23 protein-coding genes and 1 riboswitch are annotated in these 25,300 nt (G+C 68.0%); of the genes, 13 read left to right on the top strand and 10 right to left on the bottom strand.

The genetic code is table 11. The features are described 5' to 3' along the window. Window positions 1-55: 55 nt before the first annotated feature. The gene (locus tag G9V96_RS10820) at window positions 56-1,408 is read left to right on the top strand and encodes an MFS transporter (protein ID WP_168583031.1); all 1,353 of its coding nucleotides are present in this window, start codon (window positions 56-58) and stop codon (window positions 1,406-1,408) included. On the opposite strand, the gene G9V96_RS10815 is transcribed toward G9V96_RS10820, so the two are convergent. Further along, window positions 1,314-2,624 (bottom strand): MFS transporter, encoded by a 1,311-nt coding sequence (locus G9V96_RS10815; RefSeq protein ID WP_168583030.1) that lies wholly within the window; start codon window positions 2,622-2,624, stop codon window positions 1,314-1,316. The genes G9V96_RS10820 and G9V96_RS10815 overlap by 95 nt on opposite strands. 186 nt (window positions 2,625-2,810) lie before the next feature. Between G9V96_RS10815 and G9V96_RS10810 the strand changes: the two genes are divergently transcribed. Both G9V96_RS10810 and G9V96_RS10805 read left to right on the top strand, forming a co-directional pair. Further along, window positions 2,811-3,239, top strand: coding sequence for a hypothetical protein (locus tag G9V96_RS10810; RefSeq protein WP_168583029.1), 429 nt, complete (start codon window positions 2,811-2,813; stop codon window positions 3,237-3,239). 90 nt (window positions 3,240-3,329) lie between these two features. Further along, the gene (locus G9V96_RS10805) at window positions 3,330-4,658 is read left to right on the top strand and encodes a DUF4921 family protein (RefSeq protein ID WP_168583028.1); all 1,329 of its coding nucleotides are present in this window, start codon (window positions 3,330-3,332) and stop codon (window positions 4,656-4,658) included. A gap of 28 nt (window positions 4,659-4,686) precedes the next feature. Here G9V96_RS10805 and G9V96_RS10800 read toward each other — a convergent pair whose 3' ends face one another. Further along, the gene (locus G9V96_RS10800) at window positions 4,687-5,475 is read right to left on the bottom strand and encodes a CPBP family intramembrane glutamic endopeptidase (protein WP_168583027.1); all 789 of its coding nucleotides are present in this window, start codon (window positions 5,473-5,475) and stop codon (window positions 4,687-4,689) included. A gap of 77 nt (window positions 5,476-5,552) precedes the next feature. Here G9V96_RS10800 and G9V96_RS10795 point away from each other — a divergent pair, with 77 nt between their 5' ends. The 3 genes from G9V96_RS10795 to G9V96_RS10785 all read left to right on the top strand — a co-directional run bounded on the left by G9V96_RS10795 (window position 5,553) and on the right by G9V96_RS10785 (window position 10,977). Then, window positions 5,553-6,386 carry a thioesterase family protein gene (locus G9V96_RS10795; protein ID WP_226913281.1) on the top strand — a complete coding sequence of 278 codons (834 nt, stop codon included), beginning with the start codon at window positions 5,553-5,555 and terminating at the stop codon, window positions 6,384-6,386. A gap of 50 nt (window positions 6,387-6,436) precedes the next feature. Continuing rightward, window positions 6,437-7,282 carry a PhzF family phenazine biosynthesis protein gene (locus tag G9V96_RS10790; protein ID WP_168583026.1) on the top strand — a complete coding sequence of 282 codons (846 nt, stop codon included), beginning with the start codon at window positions 6,437-6,439 and terminating at the stop codon, window positions 7,280-7,282. Between the two features lie 299 nt (window positions 7,283-7,581). Then, complete coding sequence (locus G9V96_RS10785) at window positions 7,582-10,977, top strand: hypothetical protein (protein ID WP_168583025.1); 3,396 nt, start codon at window positions 7,582-7,584, stop codon at window positions 10,975-10,977. A 255-nt stretch (window positions 10,978-11,232) separates the two neighbouring features. Here G9V96_RS10785 and G9V96_RS10780 read toward each other — a convergent pair whose 3' ends face one another. Genes G9V96_RS10780 through G9V96_RS10770 form a run of 3 tightly spaced genes read right to left on the bottom strand, consistent with a single transcriptional unit; the run spans window position 11,233 to window position 14,227 of the window. Further along, complete coding sequence (locus G9V96_RS10780) at window positions 11,233-11,946, bottom strand: energy-coupling factor transporter transmembrane component T family protein (RefSeq protein WP_168583024.1); 714 nt, start codon at window positions 11,944-11,946, stop codon at window positions 11,233-11,235. Next, window positions 11,946-13,547, bottom strand: coding sequence for an ABC transporter ATP-binding protein (locus G9V96_RS10775; RefSeq protein WP_168583023.1), 1,602 nt, complete (start codon window positions 13,545-13,547; stop codon window positions 11,946-11,948). Before G9V96_RS10775 ends, G9V96_RS10780 begins: the two co-directional genes overlap by 1 nt. Further along, window positions 13,544-14,227 (bottom strand): ECF transporter S component, encoded by a 684-nt coding sequence (locus G9V96_RS10770; protein ID WP_168583022.1) that lies wholly within the window; start codon window positions 14,225-14,227, stop codon window positions 13,544-13,546. Before G9V96_RS10770 ends, G9V96_RS10775 begins: the two co-directional genes overlap by 4 nt. 64 nt (window positions 14,228-14,291) lie before the next feature. Next, window positions 14,292-14,395, bottom strand: a riboswitch (TPP riboswitch). Between the two features lie 132 nt (window positions 14,396-14,527). Between G9V96_RS10770 and G9V96_RS10765 the strand changes: the two genes are divergently transcribed. The 3 genes from G9V96_RS10765 to G9V96_RS10755 all read left to right on the top strand — a co-directional run bounded on the left by G9V96_RS10765 (window position 14,528) and on the right by G9V96_RS10755 (window position 17,244). Further along, entirely contained in the window at window positions 14,528-14,806 is a 279-nt protein-coding gene (locus G9V96_RS10765) for a DUF4235 domain-containing protein (RefSeq protein WP_168583021.1), read from the top strand. A gap of 148 nt (window positions 14,807-14,954) precedes the next feature. Beyond that, window positions 14,955-15,665, top strand: coding sequence for a Type 1 glutamine amidotransferase-like domain-containing protein (locus G9V96_RS10760; protein WP_168583020.1), 711 nt, complete (start codon window positions 14,955-14,957; stop codon window positions 15,663-15,665). Between the two features lie 142 nt (window positions 15,666-15,807). After that, a complete protein-coding gene (locus G9V96_RS10755) occupies window positions 15,808-17,244 on the top strand; it encodes an AI-2E family transporter (RefSeq protein WP_168583019.1) in 1,437 nt (478 codons plus the stop codon). A 9-nt stretch (window positions 17,245-17,253) separates the two neighbouring features. Here G9V96_RS10755 and G9V96_RS10750 read toward each other — a convergent pair whose 3' ends face one another. From G9V96_RS10750 to G9V96_RS10730, 5 genes are all read right to left on the bottom strand, one after another. Further along, on the bottom strand, window positions 17,254-17,931 hold the full coding sequence (locus tag G9V96_RS10750; RefSeq protein WP_168583018.1) for a response regulator: 678 nt from the start codon (window positions 17,929-17,931) through the stop codon (window positions 17,254-17,256). A 50-nt stretch (window positions 17,932-17,981) separates the two neighbouring features. Then, on the bottom strand, window positions 17,982-19,214 hold the full coding sequence (locus G9V96_RS10745; protein WP_168583017.1) for a sensor histidine kinase: 1,233 nt from the start codon (window positions 19,212-19,214) through the stop codon (window positions 17,982-17,984). A 134-nt stretch (window positions 19,215-19,348) separates the two neighbouring features. Next, window positions 19,349-20,719, bottom strand: coding sequence for a tyrosine phenol-lyase (locus G9V96_RS10740; protein WP_168583016.1), 1,371 nt, complete (start codon window positions 20,717-20,719; stop codon window positions 19,349-19,351). Window positions 20,720-20,864: 145 nt separating this feature from the next. Beyond that, window positions 20,865-21,152, bottom strand: coding sequence for a hypothetical protein (locus G9V96_RS10735; protein ID WP_168583015.1), 288 nt, complete (start codon window positions 21,150-21,152; stop codon window positions 20,865-20,867). Between the two features lie 52 nt (window positions 21,153-21,204). After that, the gene (locus tag G9V96_RS10730) at window positions 21,205-22,500 is read right to left on the bottom strand and encodes an MATE family efflux transporter (RefSeq protein ID WP_168583014.1); all 1,296 of its coding nucleotides are present in this window, start codon (window positions 22,498-22,500) and stop codon (window positions 21,205-21,207) included. 301 nt (window positions 22,501-22,801) lie between these two features. Here G9V96_RS10730 and map point away from each other — a divergent pair, with 301 nt between their 5' ends. The 4 genes from map to G9V96_RS10710 are packed head-to-tail and all read left to right on the top strand — an operon-like array spanning window position 22,802 to window position 25,135. Then, on the top strand, window positions 22,802-23,530 hold the full coding sequence (gene map, locus G9V96_RS10725; RefSeq protein ID WP_404861444.1) for a type I methionyl aminopeptidase: 729 nt from the start codon (window positions 22,802-22,804) through the stop codon (window positions 23,528-23,530). Then, the gene (locus tag G9V96_RS10720; protein WP_168583012.1) at window positions 23,527-24,282 is read left to right on the top strand and encodes an amino acid ABC transporter ATP-binding protein; all 756 of its coding nucleotides are present in this window, start codon (window positions 23,527-23,529) and stop codon (window positions 24,280-24,282) included. Before map ends, G9V96_RS10720 begins: the two co-directional genes overlap by 4 nt. A gap of 21 nt (window positions 24,283-24,303) precedes the next feature. Beyond that, window positions 24,304-24,678 (top strand): hypothetical protein, encoded by a 375-nt coding sequence (locus G9V96_RS10715; RefSeq protein ID WP_168583011.1) that lies wholly within the window; start codon window positions 24,304-24,306, stop codon window positions 24,676-24,678. Continuing rightward, window positions 24,671-25,135: a hypothetical protein gene (locus G9V96_RS10710; RefSeq protein WP_168583010.1), complete on the top strand. Its 465-nt coding sequence runs from the start codon at window positions 24,671-24,673 to the stop codon at window positions 25,133-25,135. The genes G9V96_RS10715 and G9V96_RS10710 overlap by 8 nt, the downstream gene beginning before the upstream one ends. The last annotated feature ends 165 nt before the right edge of the window (window positions 25,136-25,300 follow it).

Genomic DNA, 25,300 nt, shown 5'->3' with positions numbered 1-25,300 from the left:
TAAAGACTGCTCCGGTAGCCCCGGGGAGGTTGGCCCACCCGCCTAGGTTGGGGCGGTGGCAGAAACCGGCGCGGCAACGGGGAGCGATCTGGGCAGTCGACATGCCTTGCCGCTGTTCGTCATGGCCACGGTCGCCTCGTACGCCGGGACCCGGCTTTCCACGGTGGCCATCCCCTGGTTCGTGCTCACCACCACGCACTCGGCGACCGCGACGGGCGCCGTCGCCTTGGCGGAGCTGCTGCCCTACGTCGTGGTCAAAGCCGTCGGCGGTCCGCTCATCGACCGGGTGGGGGCCAGCCGGGTAGCCGTCGGGAGCGACGTGGCGAGCGCGTTCGCGGTGTCGCTGATACCGATACTGCATGCCCTGGGGTTTGTCTCCTTCCCCGTGCTGTTGGCCCTGGTGGCGCTCATCGGTGTGCTGCGCGGGCCCGGCGACGGCGCGAAGGCCACCCTCATTCCGGAGGTTTCGCAGGTCAGTGGCGCGTCTTTGGAGCGGGTCAGCGGGGCGTTCGGGGTCGTCGATCGGTTGGCGGCAACCCTGGGGACTGCACTGGGCGGCTTCATCGTCGCGGCAGTCGGCGGCGTCCTGGCCCTGTGGGTGACGGTGGCCGCGTTCCTGCTGTCCTCCCTGGTCCTGACCCTCGGCCTGGTGCCGGCGTTGCGCGGCGTGGAACGCCCGGCTCGTCCGCCGCGAGCGGCGACCTCCTCATACCTGAGGGAGTTGCGCGACGGGTGGGTCTTCCTGCGTACCGATGCGGTACTGCTGGCGTTAGTGCTCATGCTCAGCGTGACGAACCTGCTGGAGCAGGCGTACGCGGCGGTGCTGGTGCCGGTGTGGGCGTTGACCCACGGTGAGGGCCCCAGCGCTGTCGGTCTGATCTTCGCCACCTCTTCGGCGGCGGCCGTGTTGGGTTCGCTGGCGGCGGCGGCGTTGGCGGAACGGCTGCGTCGGCGTCCGATCTATATCGTCGGGTATCTACTGGTGGGCCTGCCCCGGTTCGCGGTGCTGGCCTTCGGCGCGCCGCTGCCGGTGGTGTTGTTCGTGTTGGCCATCGGCGGGTTGGCCGGCGGGTTCATCAACCCGATCCTGGGCGCGATCGTCATGGAGCGGATCCCGCCGCATCTGATGGGCCGGGTCAACTCTCTGGTGATGGCGCTGGCTTGGTCGCTGCTGCCCTTCGGGGGGCTGCTTGCCGGGGTGTTGGTCTCCGGTATGGGTTTGGCCACAACCTTGTGGATCGTGGGCGGCCTCTACATCCTGGCCACGATGTGGCCCACCCTGCTGCCGGCCTGGGCCGGCATCGACCGCCCCCTCAGCGAGGACTCTTCTTCGACGGAGCCGACACCGGCCTCGTCTCCCGTGCAGGCAGCCACGCCAGGGCGGCCACCAGCAGAACCCCACCCGTGACGGCGAAGGCTGGTCCGAAGCCGTAGCGGTCGGCGATGAACCCGGCCAGGATCGGCCCGGTGATCGTTCCCACGTCCTGCGACATCTGGAAGGCGGCCAGCACCTTGCCGCCGTTACGTTCGGAACCGACCACGTCGGCAACGCATGCCTGCTGGGCCGGGTTGAGCAGACCGGCACCGGCTCCGGCGACGAAAGACAGGCCGAAGAACATCGCCAGATTGGCCGCATAGCCGAAGGTCACCGTCGCTGCGGCACTGATGAGCAGCCCGGTCATGAGAACCCGTTTGCGGCCGGAGCTGTCGACCAGGCGACCACCCGCCTGCAGCGCCAGGGCGTTACCGCCGGCGAAGACGGCCAGACCGGCACCGGCCACCCCCGCACCGATCCCGGTGGTGGCGGCAGCGAACAGCGGCAGCACAGCGATGCGGGTGCCGAAGTTGGCCCAGCCGTTGGCGAACCCCGAGACGAGGGCGCTGCGGTAGGCACTGTCGCTGAGCGCTTCGCGGAATGTCATGGGCGGCAACGGGATCGTTCCGGGCTTGGGGCGCAGCGAGGCGCCGCTGAGGAACACCGCCACCACGGTCGCGGCGATCATCAGCGCCACCGAATAGATGAGGAACGGCGCACGGTAACCCCAACCGGCGAGCAGGCTTCCCACCAAGGGGCCGGCGATATTGCCGATGAGGAACGCCGAACCGTAGTAGGAGGAGATCCGTCCCCGAATGCCCGGCGGCGACAATCGCACGATCAAACCCATCGCCGAGACGGTGAACATCGTGGAGCCGACCCCACCGAGTCCCCGGAACAGCAGCAGTTGGCCGTAGCTGTTCGCGAAGGCGGCAGCGCCGGTGGACAGGGCGACGATGACCAGACCGGTGAGGTAGATCGGCCGCTCCCCGAAGCGGGTGATGAGCGCTCCCCCGCCCGGGGCGAAGACCAGCCGGGCCAAAGCGAAGACACTGACGATGACGCTCGCTGCCGCGACGCCGACGCCGAAGCTCTGCGCGTACTGCGGCAGCACCGGTGCGACCAGGCCATAGCCGAGCGCGATGACGAACGCGGAAGCAATGAGGACCTTGATCTCCCGCGGGACGACCTCGGGCGGCGCCGCGGCTCCGGGGCGGGCAGCGGGCTGCGCTGCGGCTGCGAGTGCGGGCTTCGGAGCGGGACCCGATTCGGGTCGCTGCGGGGTCTCGGGTACAAGGTGATCGGCCATGGCCTCACCAGTATGAGCGGCCCGCGAGGCACCGGTTCACCACCGTCGTCGGGACCGGTCGGGCACCGCTCCTGCCCGGTCTGGCGCGGCGAATCTGTCGCTGCGAGAACAGGAATGCTCAGCGCAGGGGCGATCGGGCCGATAGGTCTTCGACGGCCGACCCTCGCTCACCCCTTCGGAGCCACCATGCGGATTCAATCGTCGTACGACGTTGGCGCGACACCGCGCCCCACGGCGCCTGCCCCGGTAGCCCCGGCCCGGCCAGTAGCCCCGCCGGCGGGCACCTTCTCGGTACTCAACGACTTTCGCTATCTGACTGACTCCGACAAGGACCTGCTGCGCGATGTGACCGGCGAGGTCGTCGAACCCGGCCTCATCGACCGCGCCGGCGCCGCGAGCGCCTTCGCCCAACAGTTGGCCCTGGATCGTCGCACCGGGGAACTGGCACCCAACCAGCACGTCACCGGGGTCTATCTGCGCAACGCCGCCGCCGAATTGGAGAAGTTCGGCGAGCAGCGCCCCGGCTTCACCAACCCCTACTCCGGTGAGGTCTTCGACGCGGCTCTGGCCTGGCTCGATGCCCGCGGACGCGCCCGCGCCGACATCCGTCTCTGAGGCGGTCGCGACAGCGCAGTTGCCCGCAGGCTGGGTTGTGCCCGCCGTGTAGCGTTCCTGTCGTGAACATTCGGGACCGGAGCGTGCGCTGTGGATGATCCGTACGCGCCTCGGCGGCCGGTGCCGATCACGCTCCTGCCCGACGGCACGATCAAGCAGATCAACCTGCTCAGCGGAACCCAGGTGTGGACGGTGCCAGGGCGCGGTCAACGACCCCTTGACGTCGCACCCACGCCGGCCAAACCGATTGAGCCGGGTACCCGCGACGCGCTGTGCGCGTTCTGCGCCGAATGCTACGAACAGACCCCGCCGGAGAAGGCCCGCGTCGTGCGCGAAGGTGAACATTGGCGCACCCTGCGGGGGGTCTCCCCTTCGGAACTGCACGCGACGACGGCCGAGTTCCGGCGGATCGCCAACCTGTTCGAGATCGTCGGGTACGACTACTGGCGAGCCAACCACGGGGTACAGGCGGACGCGCAGGCGCTGGCCCACCGCGACGCCTACCTGTCCTGCCCCAGCGGACGCGAGCACGCCTTCGGCATCGCCTGGCGCCGCTTCCAAGCCGCCGGCGGCACCCAGTCGGAGTGGGACCTGCTCCCGGAGGCGGAGCGGGTAGCGCTGACGACCCGATTCTTCGCCGGCGGTCACGACGTCATCGTCGCCCGGCGCCATCTGCGCGACGGCGCCGACACCGCGGACGCGCTGGCTTCCTCCGGTTCGCTGCAGGTCGAGGAACACCGCCACTACCTGCGTTTCACCATCGAGGCGATGGCTGACCTGTACGCCAAAATCCCTGCTGCGCGCTACGTCGTCGCCTTCCAGAACTGGCTCAAACCGGCCGGCGCCTCCTTCGACCACCTGCACAAGCAGCTGGTGGCGATCGATGAGTTCGGGCGGCAGATCGAGGCTGAACTGCCCAAAGCTCAGGCAGACCCCGACCTTTACAACGCGCTGGCGCTGGATTACGCGGCCCGCGAGGGTTTGGTGTTGGCCGAAAACGAGCACGCCGTGGCCTTCGCCGGGTTCGGACATCGCTATCCGACGTTGGAGGTGTACAGCCGCAGCACCCACGGGCGTCCGTGGGAGGCGAGCCTGCCCGAGCAGGACGCGATGAGCGACCTGGTGCACGCCATGCACGCCGCCACCGGCCCGGCGATCCCGTGCAACGAGGAGTGGCAACACCAACCGCCGAGCTGCAGCACCCCGATGCCGTGGCGCATCCAACTCAAGTGGCGGATCTCGACCCTGGCCGGTTTCGAAGGGGGGTCGCGGATCTACCTCAACACGATCAGCCCGGGGGCGTTACGCGATCAGGTGCTCGCGAACTTGATGCAGCTACGCGAACAGGGGCGCATCGCACCCAAGATCGCCCTAGGCGCAGAATGCCCGGTCGCGCAGCTGCGCTACAGCCGAGGCTGAGCTGTCGAACCGCCGGCGCGAGGCGGGGCTACAACCAGCCGACCCGCCCGGCCAGCAGGGCGTAGCCGACGAAGGCCACGACGTCGAGCACGGTGTGGGCGACGATCAGCGGGCCCACCCGGCCCCAGCGCCGATAGGCCACCGCGACGATCAGCCCCATCGCGACGTTGCCGACGAACCCGCCGAAGCCCTGGTATAGGTGGTAGCTGCCGCGCACCAGCGCCGAAGTGAGCACGATCGCCGTCGTGGACCAGCCCGCCTGGGTCCACCGGGTGAACAGGTAGCCGATCATGACAACTTCTTCCAGGACCGCGTTCTGCACGGCGGCGAGGACGAGCACGGGCACCGCCCACCACACCGCGTTCAGGCCGGAGGCTTGCACCGTCGTGTTCAGGCCCAGCTCCCGGGCTGCGAAGTACAGGCCCAGCCCGGGGATTCCGATGAGTGCCGCCAGCAGCGCCCCGCGGGCCAGGTCGGACACCGGGCGGTGCAGGTCGAGCCCGATGCGGCGCAGCGCGGCAGCATCGTCGCGCCACAGCAGGTACGCCGCCAGCAGCGCCGGAACCACACCGAACCCGATCCCGGCGAGCTGGTAGGCCAGGTCCAGCCAGGGCCGATCCGGGGTCACCGCCGTGTTGAGCTGGGAGGTCTGCGCCGACAGCGGCACCGAGGCAGTCAACCGCCGGATGATCGCCAGCACCGCGTACACGGCCGAAGAACCGAGGGAGACCCCGAGCACGAGCAGCGTCTCGATGACCTGCGTCCGAGACGTAGCGCGTGCTGGGCGCTCAGTGAGAGGTCGGTCGGCAGCGTTCACGGTGGCGAGAGTAACGGGCCTTACTGGGCAAACGCTGGTGCGCCGCCCGGGCAGGCTCAGCGTCTAGTCTGCCTGGCGTGACGACCCTTCCCGACGGTGTGCCCGACCCGGGCGAACTCGACGCCGACTCCGGCAGCTACTACCGCCGACTCGATGAGCACACCTACCAGCCGACCTTGCACGCTCAAGGCGCCTGGCAGCCTTTCGAGCAGCACATGGCCCCCGTCTCCGGGCTGATCGCGCACTGCCTGGAGACGTTCAACGGGCGCGAAGACATGCAACTGTCCCGGGTCACCTACGAGATCCTCGGGATGATCCCCGCCGCCCCCAGCACCATCCAGTGCCGCACGATCAGGCCCGGGCGCACCATCGAACTCGACGAGGCCGTGATGAGCGTCAACGGCCGCGATGTCGTGCGCGCCACCGGGTGGCGACTGTCCAAGCAGGACACCTCGTCGGTCTCCGGCGGTTTTCCCCAGCCGCTGCCGGACCCCCAGACCTTCCCGGTCTGGGACGGCACCCGGCTGTGGGGCGGCGGCTACATCGCCTCGCTGGATTTCCGGGCCGACCCTGACTCGGTGCCCGGCTCTGGACGCATGTGGATCAAGCCCCGCAAGAGCCTCATCGAGAACACCCCGGCCAGCGACCTGGCCTCCTACATCGGCATCGTCGACACCGCCAACGGGGTCGCCACCCGTGAGCATCCAGGTGAATGGATGTTCCCCAACCTCGACCTGACGATCCACATGTTCCGCGCCCCGAGCGCGGGCTGGGTCGGGTTCGACACCGACGTCGTCTTCGGTCACAGCGGGGTCGGGCTCACCTCCTCGGTGCTCTACGACGTGCACGGAGCCGTCGGACGCGCCGAGCAGATCCTCACCGTGAGGCAGATCCCGTCCTCTGCAGGGTGAGTTGCGCCCCAGGACGCCCGAAGAGGCCCCCGGGCGCATAGGCTCAGAGAATGGACCTCACGTATCGGATCATCAACGTGTTCGCCACGAAGGACGACCCGTTCTCGGGCAACGCCCTTTGTGTATTCGAGGACGCCGGAGACCTCGAGGACGACCTCATGCAGCACCTAGCGCAGCAGGTCAACCTCGAAACGGTCTTCATTCGCGACCACTCGCCTTCTTCCGCCCGGATGCGGGTCTTCTCCCCCGGCGGCGAAGGGCGCTTCGCGGGTAGCGCCTCGCTTGGTGCCGCGCATGTCGTGTGCGAGTTGAACGGCGGCGAGCGCCAAGAGCTGCACCTGGAGGCCAAGACGGTCGACGATGTGACCGTGCGGCCGGAAGGTGTCGACAACTGGGTCATCAAGGCCACCCACGCCGAGGTGCGTCACCTGAAGTCGACCCCGCAGATCCTGGCCTCCCTCGTCGGGCTCCGGTTGGAGTCGATCAAGGGCGAAGTGATGGTCGTGGACTCCGGACGTTCCGGAATCGTGCTGCCGGTCAAAACCGTCGAGGACGTGCGCAAGGCACACCTGGACGCCCGCATGTTGCACTCCTACGCGATGCTGCTCAACACCGAACCGCAGGTTTACGTGTGGGCCGACAGCGGCGAGGGCGAGATCGAGTCCCGGATGTTCTACGGCCCCCAAGGCGGCATCGTCGAAGTCGCGGCCACCGGCTCCGGCGCGGCGAACCTCGGGCACTGGATGGCCGAGAACGGCCGTTTCGGTCGGACCCGCATCTCCCAGGGCGCTGCGGTCGGTCGACCCTCCTTCCTGGACCTGACGGTCGATGAGGACGGCGGGGTTCACGTCGGCGGGCACGTCAACCAGGTCGCCACCGGCACGTTCACGGTGTGAACCGGTAGCGGACTGATCCGCGGCCGCCGATAGGCGGCGAGGTTCGTCGACGAAGGGGGTGGCCCCGAGCTGATGCTCGGGGCCACCCCCTTCGCACTGGGGGCCAGTTCGGCGGCACCCCCCTCGTGACCCGATGGCGGCGATGCCCTGTGACTGCTGGCGAGCGTCCCGGACGTACACCTACCGAGGCGAGCTTCCTCCAGGTGTGTGGGTAGCCTCATTACAGAACCGCACGACCCCAGTCCTGCACCGTCGCAGTTCTTCCGTGGCCGTACACCATCACGAAAAGAAGGACGCCCATGGCGCTTCCCGATGTCCCCGCGATGATCAACGTCCGTCTCGCCCTGTTGGGCCTGCCCGGGGTCGGCACCCACGATCCCAACGGCTTCGACGACCTCGTCGCGCCGGTGCTGGCGCGTCAGCGCGAGTTCTCCCGGCGGCTCTCCGACCGGCTCTGTCACGCCGACCAGCGCATCGAGGACTTCCTCACCGACTACCTGAAAGACACCGGCGTCTCACCGTCGCTGCCTCGGCGCAGTCTGGTGCTGGACCGTCCGGGTCTGGCCCGTGAACTGTCGCTGCCGGTCGACGGCGACGAGTTCCGCTCACCCCTTGTGAGCAGCTACCGCCTCGCGAACGGGGTGTTGCACAACCCGGCGAACGACCGTCGCACCACGGCCGGGGTGTTCCACATCGCCGAGGGTGGGTTGCCGATCCCCGACGACAAGCGCGCCGTGCCCGCCGCCGTGTTCGGGCGTCTGCTGGAGCACGCGATGCAGCCGCCGCAGGAGTACCTGGAGCTGCCGTACACCTCCCGGCAGGAACAGAAGGCCGCCTGCTTCGTCTCTCTCATGTTGCGTCCGCTCGTCGTGCCCGGCGTGCTGGGCCACACCCGGGAGAAGCGGATGGAGATCCGGTTCATCGTGCCCGGTGGACTGGTCTCGAACCTGGACTTCGTCGAAGGCATCTTCGGTAACGGCGGCGACCCCTACCTGCCCGACAACGACGCCGCCCTGGACCCCGCGAGCTGGACCGGCACGACCGGCTGCGTCATCCTCGCCCCGCACCTGGTGCGACTCACGAAGAAGGAACTCGGCCTGCCCCATGTCTCGGAGGCAACCGAGCGGCAGCGTCGCGACGGCATGTGCTGGGAGCGTGAGGACGAGCGGTACAACAACGGAGCGGCGTTCAAGGCGTGTGCCCGCGACGAACGCGGCGTCATCGTCACCGTCATCGCCGACAACTACTTCGGGTACTGCAAGAAAGAGGTCAAGACCCAGATCGGGTACTCGGCCAACCTGCACGGCGCCGTCGAGGAAGAGCACTCCGGCGGAGCCCTGGTGTTCCCCAGCTACACCCTGGGTCGTAAATTCACCGACACCTACGTCGAGCCGGGCCAGAGCGTCGAAGAGGTCGTCGCCCGCGACCCTGATCGGTTCGAGATGCAGCCCGAGGGGCACGCGTTCGACCGCGAGCACCCCGAGTTCGTGCTCATCCCCGCCTACGCCACCTACCGGCTGCGCGAGCAGTCCATCACTTGGCAGGACGCCGGCGGCGAGCAGCGCACCATCCCGCTGCGCGCCGACCGCACCTACTTCGGTCCCGGCGGGTACCGCGTTCAGCTCGAACAGGACCCGAACTCGCGCACCACGTGGCGACTCGTCGGAACCTCGGCTCGTGCGACCTCCTGCCACAAGCCGAGCACCGTCTCCGGCGGCGGTAAGTCGGAGATCTCCAAGGCGATCTCGGATGCCTTCGTCGACGGCACGAGCTACACCGCCGACCTGAGCGCGGACCTGGACATCGTCGAGGAAGTCCTGGCCCGGGACTACTCCGATCGGTTCGCTGACGAGGCCCGCCGCGGCGAGGACCAGCGCTCGGTGCTGTCCTCGCGCCGCAGCGTCGGCAGCGTCATCAAGCTGCTCACCCCGCGTGCGGAGTACTCCGCGGAGTACAACGCCTGGCTGGAGTCGATCCCGCAGCACGTCAAGGAACTCGTCTACGTCATCAAGAGCGACTTCCGTCCCGAGTGGGGCGATGACTGGCGCAGCCACTACACGGTCGGCATCATCAACGGCCGCGCCGGCAACCAGGTCCGCCTGGACAACGAGAAGATCCGCACCCGGATGCTGCGGGTCGGGTTCGAGCCGGACGGGTCGTGGCGACTGTTCGGGTTGCGTCCCGACTTCAGCCCCGCCGTGAAGGTCCAGACCGAGGACGACATCACCGCGAGCATCGTCGTCCCCGGGGCAGCCGTTGCCGGCGGGACGCCGCCATCGCGCAAGGTGGTGGAGAACTGCGAGAACCTGCTGTTCCAGCGCCCGGACGACGCGATCCACCGCGGCTACGACACCCAGGCCGAAGTCGACATCGCCCGGCCCGGCACGTTCCTGTCCAACTTCGAGGCACTGTCGCGCGCCGACGTGGCGGCCATGCAGACCGACGCCATCGCGTTCAGCCGGTACAGCGACCCGATGCGCTCGCTGCTGGAGGACTTCGCCGCCGAACCCGAGGGCACCTCCCCGCAGTACGCGGTCTCCTCCTCGGAGCCGCGCATCGTCGAGGGGAAACGCTCCAAGAACCCCCGCTACCTGCAGATGCGTCCCGACCACGCGAACCCGCTGGCCACCGCGGCGGCGGATTTGTCCCGTCACCTGTACCTGGACCTGCCGCTGCGGCGTCAGGTGCCGCACGAGGTCGACGTGATCGCGGCGGGACGGCGTAACAACCCACCGGAGCCGGGGGTGCCGCCGCTGTGCGCCTTCAACCCGCTGCACTACCTGGAATTGCCTGAGCTGTTCATGGAGTTCATCAGCTCGATGACAGGCAAGTCGCCCTCGACGACAGGCGCCGGGTCGGAGGGCGCGCTGACCAAGGCCCCGTTCAACGCGATGCCGGCGACGATGGACCTGAACTCGGCGTTCCTGGCCTACGTGCTCGGTGATTACGACGGGTGGATCTCCGCGGCCGGGTACGTCGGTCCGAAGGCGCGCGTCGACCACGACTTCAGCCTGCTGGTGCCCGAGGTGCTGTCGCGGATGACCGACGAGGAGCGTGACGCCGGGAATCTGGTGGAGTCGGGTTGTCTAGAGCGGTTGGAGGACTTCGAGCATGACGGACGCCCGGTGCTGGCCAGCCGGCTCGGCTATCGCATGACGGCGAAGTTTGCGACGACGTTCTTCGGACGGGTCTTCATGCACCCGCAGGTCGTGTTCACCCCCGAGATGCTGCGCCCCGAGGAGCAGGACCTGGGCGTCTTCGCCGAGACGATGGCCACGATGGTGACCACCCACGAGCGGGTCGCGCAGGCCTACATCGACGACGGCACGATCGCCTACGCCTGCCCGCCGCTGCGCGCGCTGTTGGAGGTCATGGCCAACGGCGTGACCAGCGAGGGCTGGAGGCTGGACTCCCCGGAGCTGCGGGAGCAGTTCACCCGCGAGAGCGTGCTGGCCTCCGACTGGTACGCCGACCGGCTCGCCTCGTTCCAGGCCGGCGAGATCGAACGCGCCGAGCGAGCTGTGGCGACGCTGCGCGGGTTCATCGAACGTCCGGACAACGAGGGTGTCGTCGCCCGTCTCGGGCTCGTCGGGCGCCTGCGCAAGGCCGAGGACACCCTCGCCCGCGTCTGCTCCCCACAGTTCCGGCAGAGCCTCATCGGAACCCTCGGCCGGGAACCGAGCTTGGCTCGCTGACAGCCGAGGCGCGCAAGGCCGACGCCCGGGGACTGTTCTCGATCTCTGAGAGCGCTCCCCGGGCGTCGGCGTTCGTTGTCGGCACCGGCACGTCTTCGGTATTGACGCCAGCCTCGACCAGCGCCGCCGCCCGCAGCCTGAAGGGGTGGTCCTCGCTGCTCCTAGTCACCGCGTCGAGGCCGGGGCATGAGGCATCCCCTGGGCGCGGCCTGGGGACCGAACGAGCAGGTAGGGCGCAGCCGTCGCTGGCAAGCCTCAGCCGAAGAGCTGGATGAGGGCGGGCACCGCCGCCACAGCCGTGATGAGGCCGATGAGAACGGAGTCCTCGCGGGTCCACGGGGCAGTCTCCAGCCAGGTGCGCGGGCGACCGCCGCCGACGTGGGCCGAGTAGCCCCGCGCCTCCATCGCGACCGTCATCCGACCGGCTTGGCGCACGGCCTCCACGAGCAGAGCGAGCGTCATCGAGGCCAGGTGCCTGCCTCGCGCCAGCGGCCCGCGGCCTGGCCCCAACCCGCGCACCCGCCGAGCTCGATCCAGCGTCTCCCAGTCAGCGGAGAGGGATTCCAGCCGCTGTAGGGCGGCCACGGCGGCCAGCACCGGGCGGGCAGGAAGCCGCAGCCGTTGCCCGAGATGGTCACCGAGGGTGAAGGGGTCCAGGAAACACACCAGGACCAGCGCCGGCAGCACGAAGAACGCCACCCGCCCCCCGGCCAGCAGCGCGATCTCCCACGAACGGGGTTCAGCCAGCAACCAGTTCGACCAGGTCACCGACACCATCGCGACGATCCCCGGCAGCAACCGCAGCGGCGGGATCCCGGCGCGCCCGACGAGGATCGGGATCAGCACCGCCTCGATCGCCAGACCGACAAGCACGGCCTGTAGTTCTCCGACGAACAGCCCACCGATGGTCAGCAGGAACGTCGCGGCCAGCACGGACAACGGTCCGCACCGAGAGAGCAAGCCCCACATCAGTGACCTCCGCCGTTCGTGATCGTGTCTTCAGCCGTGCGTATAGCGCCCGACCCGGACCGACGTCGAACCTCACCGGCGTCGGCAACCACGACCCGACCGTCGTGCAGGTGGGTCGTGACGTCGACATGCTCGGCCAGATCGGGGTCGTGCGTGCTGAGCAGAACGGCCGCATCGGCCTGGGCGCACGAGAGCGCCAGCCCCGCCACGACCCCCCACACCAGGCGGTCCTGGCCGACGGTGGGTTCGTCCAGGGCCAGCACCTGCGGGCCGTGCAGCAGGGCGCTGGCCAGCGCAAGGCGGCGCGTCTGACCCCCGGAGAGGGTCTGCGGGTGTCGTTGTTGGGTCCCGCTCAGGCCCAGCAGGTCCAGCAGGTGCTCGGCGCGCGCGCTCGCTTCGTCGGCGTCGAACTCCAGGGCTCGGCTCGTGGCGAGCAGTGAATCCAGCACGGTCCCACCGGCGATGGTCAGCTCGGCCCGTTGCGGCACCCACGCCATCCGGGCCGCCAGTTTGCGCGAGGTCCACCGCGCCGGCGCCTCCGGCAGCTCCCCGGCCAATGCCGGATGCGCCCGCACCTGCCCCGAGGTGGCGCTATCGAGCCCGATGAGTACCGACAGCAACGTCGACTTGCCTGCTCCGCTGACGCCCCGAAGCGCATGCATCTGCCCTGCCCGCACCGCCAGGTCCACGTCCACCAACGCCGGTCGCGGCGTCGGGGGGCGGCGGCTGACCGCCAGGCCGCGGCGCGGACGCCGGGTGAGCCCGAGCCCACACGCCTCGAGCAGCAGCTCACCCGCGCGGGTGGGTCGGGTGGGGGTGAACAAGGCGGGATCGATCTGGGTCGGCACCGGCGCCGGATAACCCGGCACCCAGACTCCTGCTGCCAGTAGCTCATCGGCGCGCTCGGTGAGCGTCTCGCGCGCCGGCCCGTCGGCCAGGACGCGTCCGTCGGCACCCAGGACGATGAGCCGGTCGACGATGTCGACCCAGCCGGCGAGGCGGTGTTCGACGACGACAAGGGTGGTTCCCCGCTCGCGGCATACGGTCTGGACTGCCGAACGCACGGTCTCGGCACACCCGTCGTCCAGCATCGAGGTCGGTTCGTCGAGCAGGAGCACCCCGGGGCGCATCGCCAGCACGCCGGCCAGGGCCAGGCGCTGTGCCTCACCCCCGGACAAGGCACCGGTCGGGTGCTCCACCCCGTACGGAAACCCGACCGCAACCAATGCCTCATCGATCCGGGCGCGCAACTCCTGGCGGGGCACCCCGAGGTTCTCCGGGCCGAAGGCGACATCGCGACCGACCCGTCCGGCGACGCGGGCGTCGTCCGGGTCTTGCAGTAGCAACCCGACTCGTCCGTCTCCGGGCGTCACCGGGCGTCCATCGATGAAGACCTCACCGCCCAGGGTGCCCGGCTCGTTCTCGGCGAGCACCCCGGCCAGCGCCCGCAGCAGCGTCGATTTGCCGCAACCGCCGGCGCCGGCCACGAGTACCCGCTGCCCCGGCTCGATCTCCAGGTCGAGGCCGGGCAGCACGGGGGTGCGCCGCCCCAGCGGGGTCCAGGACAACTCCCGGGTGCGGATCTGGCCCGCGAGGTTCATTCTTTTTCGCCGACCGGGACCATGTCAGTCGTCAGCTCGCCGGTGGCGATGAGGTGTTCCTCTCCGGGCGGGAAGGCGTTGACCGCTCCGGTGGCAGCAAGCGCACGTATGAGGGCGCGCCCGCCCAGACCGGCGATGACCGCCCCGGAAATCATCCCGGCGGCGAGGTAGATCAGCTTCCACGCCCACGAGAACTCGCGAGCCGCGAACCACCATTGGTAGAGCACGATCTGGAAGACCGCCCCCAGGACACCGCCGAGCACCGCCAGCATCAGATCGAAGCGGCGCCAGCGCCACAGCGCCGCGACTACCTCGACACCCATCGCCTGCAGCAGGCCCGCCAGCAACACCAGCGAAGCCCACTCGGTCCCCAGCAGCATCTCGACCGAGGCCGCCACCATCTCGCACAGCAGCGCCGCGCCCGGGCGGCGCACCAACAACATCCCGGCCACGGCCGGCAGGATCCAGATGCCGAGCATGAGCTGTTGCGCCGGCGGGAATCCGGCCAGGAGTGCCTTGAGCGGGTAGTACAGAAAGGTGTCGAAACCCCAGAAGGCGACACCCAGCGCGACACCGAGCACCGCCAAGGTGATCAGGTCCAGAGCCCGCCAGGCGAACGGCCCGTGTTTGGCCAGGGCGGTGTGGCGCCCAGCCGTTGGGTGGGCGAACTGTTGTGACATGCGCGTCTCCCGTGGTCTGCCGGATCGCTCCGGTCGCCTCGGGGGAGGTGGCCCGACGTGCGGTACACCTGAGAACTCGACTCCCTACGCCGGTGCGAACCGGATCAGGTGCGAGGGTCTGCGGGCGGGCCGCACTCTCAGCGCCGAAGCGCTCCCCTGTCGATACACGGCGCACCTTACCTGTTCTGGCGCAAAGTGCACATGCCCCCCGGGAAAACGGGCAGTGCGCCGTGGTGGCAGGTGGACATGCCTGGCAGACTGTGCCCGACGCACGAACCATCGACGAAGGGCAGGCCCGACATGGGTGACAAGGTGTTCAAGCTCGTGGGAACGGCGGCTGCCGTCGGCGCAGGCGTCCTTGCGAAGAAGTTCAGCGAGGGCGGCTGGAAGGCCGTCATGGCCACGGACCCGCCGGCCAACCCGGAGGACCCCGACACCGAGCTGTACGAGGCGATCCTGTGGGCAGCGGTCTCCGGCGCCCTCATCGCGCTGGCCCGAATGGTCGCCAGCCGCCAGTGGACGCGTTACTACACCAAGTCGGCAGGCAAGAAGCCGAGCAACCCCAACGACATCGCCTGAGCACACCTGCGACAGGAAGTGACCGCATCCGGGCGCGACCTGGATGCGGTCACTTTGTGCTGGGGTGGACTACGTGCCGCCGTAATTGCGAGCAGCGCCACGATTGCTCCGGGGCCACCGGGGTACCCCAAAGGGCTACGGTCGGGGTATGAGCACTCACCTCGTCGCTATGGGCGGTGGCGGCTTCTCCTCATCCGAGGGGTACGCGGCCACCAGTCTTGACCGGTACATCCTCTCCTTGACCGACGCAACCAACCCGTTGGTCTGCTTCGTTCCAACGGCGTCGGCCGACGACGGGATTTACGTCTCGCGGTTCATCAACGCCTACAGCCCCCTCGGCGTTCGCACCTGCGTCCTCACCTTGTGGAGCGGCGCGGCCGACGCGATCGCCCGCATGGAAGAGGTCGACGTCTTCGTCGTCGGCGGTGGCAACACCTTGAACATGCTGGCGCTGTGGAACGCACACGGGGTCTCGCGCAGGTTCCGTGACCTTGCGGCCGACTCCAGCCACGACCTGGTGCTTGCCGGCGTCTCGGCCGGAGGCGCTATCTGGCACGAAGGGTGCACGACGGACTCCTTCGGCAGTGGCGTGGCCGCGCTCAACCACGGCCTGGGCGTCGTCCCCGGCAGCTTCTGCCCGCACTACGACTCCGAGCCGGAGCGCGCCCCCCAGTTCAAGGAGTTCATCGACACCACGCAGCTGCCCAGCGGCTGGGGCGTCGACGACGGGGCGGCCCTGCACTACGTCGATGGCAAGTTCGCCGACTGCGTCACCGAGAAGGAAGGTGCCAGCGTCTACCGCGTCGAGCAGGACGAGAACGGCGCCACCATTGCCGAGCAGGACACCCGACTGCTCTGAACACCCGGCTGCTCTGATTGAGTCGCGACCCTGATTCAGCCGAAACGCAGCGGGGCTCACCGCCACCCGGTACGGTGGGCCTCGCTGCGTGTCCTCGGGCCATGTTGTGCGCCATGACGCCTGTCATGTGACACTCATCCTGATGAAACTGTTCTCGCGCCCCGAATCCGGTTCCAGCCCCGATTCGCCCTCAATCCAAGAGCTTCGCCGCCGTCTGCTGCGTTCTGAGCCTGCCCCGGTACCACCACCCGTGGTGGGTCCGAGTCCGCTGCGGTTCAGTGACTCGCGCCGGGCGGACGACGCCGTACCGTTTTCGCTGCGTGTCGCAGCGGGCATCTCCTGGCGTCTTCTCGTCTTGGCTGCCGCAATCTGGGGCCTGTTCAAGATCTTCGCTGCCACCAGTACGGTCGTGATTCCGATCGGTGTCGCGATCCTGCTGACCGCGCTGCTGATGCCGCTGGTGGTGCTGCTCAATCACAAGCTGCACTTCCCCCGCCACCTGGCCGCGCTGGTAGCTCTCGTGGGCGGCATCGTCCTGGTCGTAGGCCTCATCACCCTGGCCGGCGGCCAGATCGTGAGCGGGGTGAGCCAGCTCGGGCAGAGCGTCGAACAGGGCTTGAACCAGATCCAGTACTGGCTGGCCAACGGTCCCCTGAAGATCGGCGGCGACCAGCTCAACGACATGATCGGCCAGGGCCGCCAATGGGTCAGCGACAACAGCGGATCCCTGACCAGCGGCGTCCTGTCTGCCGGCACCACAGCGGGAACGATGGCCGCGGGCGCGATCATCGCCCTGTTCGTCACCTTCTTCTTCCTGGCCGAGGGTGACCAGATCTGGTCCTGGCTCGTCTCGCTGCTGCCCCGCGAAGTACGCACCCCGGTCCACGAAGGATTCCGCCGCGGCTGGGTCTCGTTGGGTTCTTACGTCAAGACGCAGGCACTGGTTGCCGCGGTCGACGCGGTGCTCATCTCGGCAGGTGCTTTCGCTCTCGGTCTGCCGCTGGTGCTGCCCCTGGGTCTGATCATCTTCTTCGCCTCGGCCGTGCCCATCGTCGGCGCAGTCGTCTCCGGGGCCCTGGCCGTCATCCTCGCCCTCGTCGTCAAGGGCGTGGTGCCGGCGCTGATCATGATGGGTGTCGTCATCGCCGTACAGCAGTTGGAGGGCAACGTCCTGCAGCCGGTGCTGATGAGCAAGGCTGTCGCGTTGCACCCGCTGGCGACCCTGCTCGGCGTCGCGGTCGGTTCCTACCTCATGGGTATCGTCGGCGCCCTGTTCGCGGTGCCCGTGATGGCTGTGGCCAATACGGTCACGCTGTACCTGACCGGTCACGACAAGTTCCCGATGCTCGCCGAGAACGCCTCGGCACTGACCAATTCCCCCAAGGAACTGGCCGGTGAGAATGCGCTCGACGATGAACTCAAGAAGGAAACTGCGGAGCTGGAGTCCATGCCTAAGAAGGTGGGCGAGGTCGACCCCGACTACGTCGCGCGGCAAGCCGCGGAACGCGCCAGCATGACGGAGGAGGTCCGCACGCAAGCGGACTTCCACGAAGGCCGGGCACGGACCAAGGGCGACTGAGGTCCGACCTCAGCAGCCGGTACGGACCAAGCCTGTTTCGTAGGCCATCACCACCATCTGCACCCGGTCTCGCAGCTGCAGCTTTGCCAAGATACGACCGATATGGGTCTTCACTGTCGCTTCGGCTAGGAAGAGCGCGGCTGCGATCTCCGCGTTTGTCATCCCCTTTCCGACCGCCAGCAGCACCTCACGCTCGCGCGCGGTCAGGACCGACAGCTTGGCGTCCGGCGAGGCCCCCGGTTCGGGCATCGAGGGAACGAAGCGTTCCAGCAGTCGGCGGGTGGTGCTCGGGGCCACGACCGCGTCCCCGGCATGCACCGCCCGGATGGCGTTGAGCAGCTCATCGGGGCCGGCGTCCTTGAGCAGGAACCCGGCGGCCCCGGCCTTGAGCGCGGCGAACACGTACTCATCCAGATCGAAGGTCGTCAGGACGAGCACCCGAGGCGCGTCCGGCATGGCGGCGATTCGCTTAGTGGCTTGTACCCCGTCCAGTCTCGGCATCCGAATATCCATCAGCACCACATCGAATTCCGCTGTGGCGGCGACTTCTACAGCCCGCTGGCCATCACTGGCCTCGGCCGTGACCGTCATGTCGGACTGAGCATCCAGCACCATCCGGAAACCGGCCCGGACCAACTCCTGGTCATCGACCAGCAGCAATCTGATGGGGTTGTCCGTGCTGTTCATTGATCCTCCGGTGCAGGCGGCGCCACCCGCGAGGGCAGCGAATTGACAAGTCACTGCTGGTCATAGGGTAGGTGGGCGGTGACCTCGAAGCCGCCGGCCTGTCGCGGGCCGACGTGCAGGGTGCCCCCGAAGGCGGCCACCCGTTCCCGCATGCCGACCAGTCCGTGGCCGGCCCCATCGGGCACGCTGTCCACCCCCAGCCCGTCATCCCTGACACTGACGACCAACAGCGCATCCTGATAATCCAGACTGATCTCGACCGCGGCCGACGGTCCGGCGTGCTTGATGACGTTTGTCAACGACTCCTGTACGACGCGGTAGACGGCTAGGTTCGCCCCCCGCGGCAGCTCCCGCGGTTGACCGTGCACGCCCAGCGCAATATCCCGACCAGCGGCGCGCAGCGGCTGGATCAGCTCATCCAACGACTCCACGCCGGCGGCGGGGGTGTAGAGCGTCTGCTCGCTTTCGTCGCGCAGTACAGCCACCAGTCGCCTGGTGTCGGCCAAGGCCTCGCGAGCGGTGTTGCCGATGGTCATCAACGCCTGCTCGGCAACCTGTTGAGCGTGTCCCCCGCCACGCTCGCTGTCACCGCCCAGCGCATAGGCGGCCCCGTCGGCTTGGACGACGATGACCGAAAGCGAGTGGGCGACGATGTCGTGCATCTCGCGGGCGATCCGCGCCCGCTCCTCCTGGGCCGCGATCCGCAGGCCTTGTTCTCGTTCTCGCTCAGCGGCCCGGGCCTTGTCTCGGACCTGCTCCAAGGCAGCTGCGCGCTGGCGGGCGTTGCTTCCCAGCAGCCAGGACGCGGCGACGACCGAGAGGTTCAGAACGAGGAAGAACGTGGTGTTGACGATGAAGCCGACTGCGCCACTGCCGCCGTAGGTCGCTCCCGCACTCCAGCGCAGCGCCCCGAGAGCCGATCCGGCGATGGCGACGAAGAAGATCGACCGCCGTCCCGCCCCGGGTTTGGACCAGCGTGCCACCGCGTAGAGGATGACCGGCGCTGTGACGTTGCTGCCAGATGGGATGTCGATGAGCTCTATCTGCAGCAGATGCGCGAGCACCAGCACCCAGGCGGCCCCCACCGGGGCGGTGCGCCGCCACAGCAGCGGGAGCGTGAAGAGCGCGAACATCAGCAACGGCACGGCCCGCCCTGTCTCGGTGCCGAGATCAGTCTGGGCGGCGATCGACAGGATGAGGGGGCTGAGCAGCACCATCAGGACGGCGTCTCCGGCCATGGGTCGCTGAGCGATCCAGCCTCGCAACGCCGTCAGTCGCCTCATGGTACCGAGCCTAGGTCGCCAGCGCCTACGCAGTCGTCCGTCTGCGGTCGCACACGCGTCTGCTCCCCCGCCGCCGAGCCGCGGGGGAGCAGCGAGCACCGTCTGAGTGGGGGACAGCGCCGGCTAGGCGCTGGCTAGGCCAGCTTCTCGAAGCGGGACGTGAAGAAGCGCAACGCCGAGGGCTCGTAGACGAACTTCAGGCCCGTGATCGAATCCCGGTTCTTGAAACACTCGATGACCGCGTCGGCCACAACATCCATGTGGCGGTCGGTGTAGACCCGCCGCGGGATCGTCAGGCGGACCAGTTCCAGGGCCGGGTAGCGGTGGTTTCCCTGCTCGTCACGGCCCGCCGAGACGATGCCACGCTCCATCGAGCGCACGCCGGACTCCAGGAACAACTGGGCTGCCAACGCCTGGGCGGGTAGCTCGTCCTGGCTCAGGTGCGGCAGGAAACGACGCGCGTCCAGGAAGACCGCGTGGCCCCCGATGGGCTCGACGACGGGGACCCCGGCGTCGATGAGCTGCTGCCCCAGGTAGCGCACCTGCCCGATCCGGTGGGCCAGGTAGTTATCGTCCAGGGCTTCCTCCAGGCCGATCGCCATCGCCTCCAGGTCGCGCCCGGCCAGGCCGCCATAGGTAGGCATGCCCTCGAAGACGACCACGAGCTCACGCGCCTTGAGCAGGATGTCCTCACTGCGCATCGCCAGGAAGCCGCCGATGTTGACCAGGCAGTCCTTCTTGCCCGACATCGTCAGACCGTCGAAATGCGACAGCATCTCCTTGGCTATCTGGGCGCAGCTCTTGTCGGCATAACCCTCTTCGCGTTCCTGGATGAAGTAGGCGTTCTCTGCCAACCGGGTGGCATCCGACCACAGGATGATGGCGTGCTCGTCGCACAGCGCCCGTACCGCTTCGATGTTCGCCATCGATACCGGCTGCCCGCCGGCGAGGTTCACCGTGACGGCCAGGTTCACGTAGGCGATGTTCTCGGCGCCCACCTCGGCGATGAGGGCGCGCAACTTGTCCAGGTCGATGTTGCCTTTGAACGGATGCTCAGCGCTGGGGTCGTGTGCCTCGTCGATGATGACGTCGTGGAAGGTGGCACCAGCCATCTCCTGGTGCAGGCGCGTCGTGGTGAAGTACATGTTGCCGGGCACATGCTGGCCGGGCTTGATCAGGATGCGGCTGATGAGGTGTTCGGCCCCGCGCCCCTGGTGGGTCGGCACGACATAGGGGAAGCCGTAGTGCTCCTGCACGGCCTCTTGCAGCAGGTCGAAAGATTTGGCTCCAGCGTAGGCTTCGTCGCCGATCATCATGTGCGCCCACTGCCGGTCGCTCATGGCGGAGGTGCCGGAGTCGGTGAGTAGGTCGATATAGCAGACCTTGCTCGGCAGCAGGAATGTGTTGTACCCGGCTTCCTCGATGGCCTTCTGCCGCTCTTCACGCGTCGTCATCTGCAGCGGTTCGACGGTCTTGATCCGGTACGGCTCGGCCATCCTGCGCATGGTTCCTCCTCGAGAGTGCAATGCGATCTCTTGCACTCTGCGCCCGGAGAAATGGATGGTCAATTGGTCAGAAGAACCCTGGACAGGGTGGCCACAAGGACCAGTTCCAGCGGCTCATCACTGCACATACTGTCGTACTGGCGAGTCAGGGCCGGTATACCGCTGCCAGCGCCTGCTCGGCCAGGGTGGGCCATTGACCAACGTCGGAAGCCGGCGAATACACCCATCCCGCGTCGCGGCCGCGCGCGGCTTCGCGCTCCAGCGCAGCCTCTCGTGCGGGACTGTCGGCACCCAGCCGGAACGCCATGCCCTCCTGGTGCAGCTTGGCGAACAGCTGCCCCTGGAAGGCCAGACCCTCGGGCTCCCGCGCGACCTGCCGGTCGTCGGTGGTGAGATCCGCAGCGAGCTTGTCGAGCAGGGCGACGATATTCATACCCCCATTCTGGCGGGCGAATCGACGTGCAACGCAAACCGCCTCGCGGCGATCAGGTCGGGTCGACGCTCTCATCGATGAGGTCGTCCTCGGGCTTGCGAGCCGCCATCCGCTCCGCGTGCTCGCGGGAGCTGCGCACTGCGGTGATCGCCCAGAACGGCAGGAACAGCGTTTCCACGCAGGCCAGCGCCCATGCCGCCCCGGTCGCCCCGGCCTCCAGGGTTCCCCACACCATCAGACCCAGCAGGATCGGGGCGCGGAACATGTTCAGGCGGAAAGTCTTGTTGGCCAAGGCCATCCCGTACAGCGACACGGCCGCCCCGACACCCAGGCAGGAGGCGATCGAGTTCAGCCCCATCGGCAGCAGCACCTCTTGGGCCCCGCGCCAGGACGCCCGGAAAAGCGCGTCACCGACGGCGTCCGGCAGCAGCAGCAATCCCACTACCCACACGGTGGAGATGATCCCCATGAACCCCGAGACGGCCACCATGGCCTGCATGCGTGCTTTGAAGCCGAGGTGCGAGCGCCGCGCCAGCTCCGGGATCGCGAACGCGAACGCGGCGGTGCCCAGGATGTTCAACGGGCCCAGTACCGTCTGGGCGGCGCGCAGCGCGCCCACGTCGGCTTCGCTGGCCAGCGGCGCGACGAGCAGGATGCCGAACTGGGCTGCGCCCAGACCCAGCAGGTACTCCGCCATCAGGTAGCCGTTCAACTCACGCTGTTCGCGCACCCAGACCATGGCGCCGCGCATCCGAGGCGCAGCGCGCAGCAGGTACAGCCCGACACCGGCGGAGATGGCCCCCGCCACACCCCAGGTGAGCGTGAGGATGCCGACGTTCTGGTAGCCGGCGAAGATCGCCAGGAACAGGAAGGCGAACTGCAGCACCATCCGGACGAAGTCGATGAGCGCGGCATAGTCGGCTCGTCCGTTGGCGAAGAACGCCATCCGGCAGGAGTCCTGCATCAGCAGCGCCGGTAGACATGGCGCCAGCGCAATGAGGGCAGCTCCCACCGATCCACCGATGGCCAGGCCGGCCCCGGCACTCGTCAACCCCCCGAGGATGCCGATCAGAGCGGCGGTTCCCTGAGAGTTACGTACCGCGCGACGGAAATCCTCACCGGTGGTGTCGCTGTATTTCATCTGCAGCGGCTGGCCGACCATCGCCTTGGCGACGGCCACGCCCACGCCGTAGACGACGAAGGCGATGGCGAACGCGCCGAAAGCACCTTCGTCGTTGACAGCACGAGCGACCACGACCATCAGGAGCATGTTGGCCAGTGCCGACATGCCCTGATCGATGACATTCCAGCTGGCTCGCTTGGCTAACGCGCTCAGTCCACGCGCCATTCTCACCCTCCCCAAAGTCTTCGCCGCCCGTGTCGCCCGACCTTTGCCGGTCGCCGATAGCGTTCCCCCTCACGAGCGAATCGATGCAAGCTTACGAGCCGTCAGATTCTCAACCAAACGCCCGTCCAGGAACTGCCATGCAACACCACCCCGGTTCGGGCGGGCGTGCACCTGATCGGCGACGCTCAGGCAGCCCATATCGGGGCAGCCGCCTACGATGAGCGGTGCGCTCGCTATCCCGGGCGCAGCCCAGCAAGGAGACGGTGTGATCGAGTACTTCAATCACCGCGAGGTCGAGCAAATGCGACCTGCCGGTGAGTTCGTGGCCCACGTACTGACAACCCTGGCCTCGCAGGTCGAGGTGGGAACCAACCTGCTGGACATCGACGCTCAAGCGCACGCGATGATTCGCGAGCGAGGCGCGACGAGTTGCTACATCGACTACCACCCATCGTTCGGCGCCTCCCCGTTCGGGCGGGTCATCTGCACTTCTGTCAACGACGCGGTGCTGCACGGACTCCCGCACGACTATCGGCTTGCTGACGGCGATCTGGTGAGCCTGGACTTCGCCGTCTCGGTGGAGGGCTGGGTGGCTGATTCGGCGCTGAGCTTCGTCGTCGGGACTCCGCGCGAGGAGGATCTGCAACTCATCACCACTACGGAGGTCGCGCTCGAGCGCGCCATCGCCATGGCACGCCCGGGTAACAAGCTCGGTGATATCTCAGCGGCTATCGGCGCTGTCGCGCGCGCCGCCGGATACCGCGTCAACACCCAGTTCGGCGGGCACGGCGTGGGCCGCACCATGCACGGCGACCCCCACGTGCCCAACGATGGCACCGCCAAGCGCGGCATGAAGCTGCGGCCCGGGCTGGTCATCGCGATCGAACCGTGGTTCATGGCTGGCACGGACGAACTGGTCACCGACCCGGACGGCTGGACGCTGCGCAGCGCCGACGGCTCCCGCGGGGCCCACTCCGAGCACACGATCGCCATCACCGAAGGCGACCCGATCGTGCTCACCGCCCGGTGAACGCCGTGGACACCCGGCCAGTCCTTGTGGAGCTGTCGGGGGTCGTGAAGAACTACGGTGACCTGCGGGTGTTGGACGGCGTGGACCTGCAGGTGCGCCAGGGCGAGGTCGTCGTCCTGCTGGGCCCCTCGGGGGCCGGGAAATCAACGCTGGTCCGCACCATCAACGGTCTTGAATCGATCGACTCCGGCAGCATCACGGTTTGCGGTCAACCACTGCCGCAGGATCCTCGCGAGCTGGCGCACTTGCGCACCAACATCGGCATGGTCTTCCAGGACTTCAATCTCTTCACCGAGTTGAGCGTGCTGGAGAACGTCACCCTGGGCCCCACCCGCGTCCTGGGCAAGCCGGCAGAGCAGGCACGCGAGGAGGCCCGCCTGGTCCTGGAGCGGGTCGGGGTGGCCAACCAGGCAGGAAAATTGCCCGGTGCTCTCTCCGGCGGTCAACAGCAGCGCGTGGCCATCGCCCGTTCGCTGGCTATGGACCCCGAAATCATGCTGTTCGACGAACCCACCTCAGCCTTGGATCCAGAGATGATCGCCGAAGTGGTGGCCGTTATGGCCAGTCTGGCCGGCACAGGAATGACAATGGTGGCCGTGACACACGAGATGGGTTTTGCGCGACGTGCCGCTGATCGCATCGTCTTCATGGCCGAGGGTGCCATCGTGGAGGAGAACACCCCGCAGGAGTTCTTCGCCTCGCCACGCACCGAGCGAGCCCGCGCCTTCCTCTCGACCATCCTGTCGCGTTGAGCACACGTTGAAGGAGACATCGTGATCGCCGCCATCGAAGCCGCTGCGTCGATAGTCGCGGTACTCGGGGCCGTCCTGCTCGTGGGTGCGGCGATCGGGCGACTCCCGCGTCCGGTGACACTCGGCGTCCTCGCGTTGGCCGAGTTCGTCACGGTGGCAGCCGTCCTGGTTGATGTGGCCCTCGTGGCAAGCGGGTTCCGCACCCCAGGACTTGCTACCCACATCAGCTACCTGGTCTCGACGCCGCTCATCATCCCGGCTGGTTTCGCGCTGACCTACAAGAAGTTCGACCGGTGGGGGTTGCTTATCGTAGGAGTCGCCACCCTCATCGCCGCGATCATGGTGGTACGACAAGTGCAGACCCTCGGCATCCCGTTCGGATACATCAATGTCTGATTCCAGATCGTCTGATTCCGCCTCGCACCGCGCGGTCTCGGCCCCCAGCGAGGGTCCGGGACGAATCTTCACTCTGCTCTACGGCATCTTCGCCGTCGGGGCGACCTCTCGCGCCGTCGTCGAGTTGGCGACGAAGTTCGACGAGGCACCCGTCGCGTATTCACTGTCGGCGCTGGCAGCGGCCGTCTACGTGGTCGGTTTCGTCCTGCTGCTGCGCTGGGGCCATCCCGGTTCCCGGGCGGCAATGCGCGTGCTGTGCCTCGTGGAGCTGACCGGCGTGATCATCGTCGGCACCTTGAGCATCGCGGTGCCGCAGTGGTTCCCGCACGCTTCGGTGTGGTCGTACTACGGCATCGGTTACCTGCTGTTGCCTGCTGTACTTCCGGTGCTCGTGCTGCGCTGGCTGAAGCGCACCCGCGACGCGGCTACGCACCAGGTCGGGGCAGTCGCCAGCTAGGCAGTTGGACGTTCGCTGCCGCCATCTGACGGGACGGTGGCTCTTGGGTGTCGGGGCCGCTGCCCGCGGCTCCTCGCGCCGCCCCCGTCTGACCGGCAGACCTGCAGGCAGCCGAGCAATGCTTTCCGTGCTTCGGCCTATTCGGGGTGGTTCGCCAGCGCAGGC

The organism is Gephyromycinifex aptenodytis, assembly GCF_012277275.1.
Lineage (GTDB): Bacteria > Actinomycetota > Actinomycetes > Actinomycetales > Dermatophilaceae > Gephyromycinifex > Gephyromycinifex aptenodytis.
The sequence above is the reverse complement of the archived record's forward strand: the minus strand, read 5'-3'. Positions and strand labels throughout refer to the sequence as shown.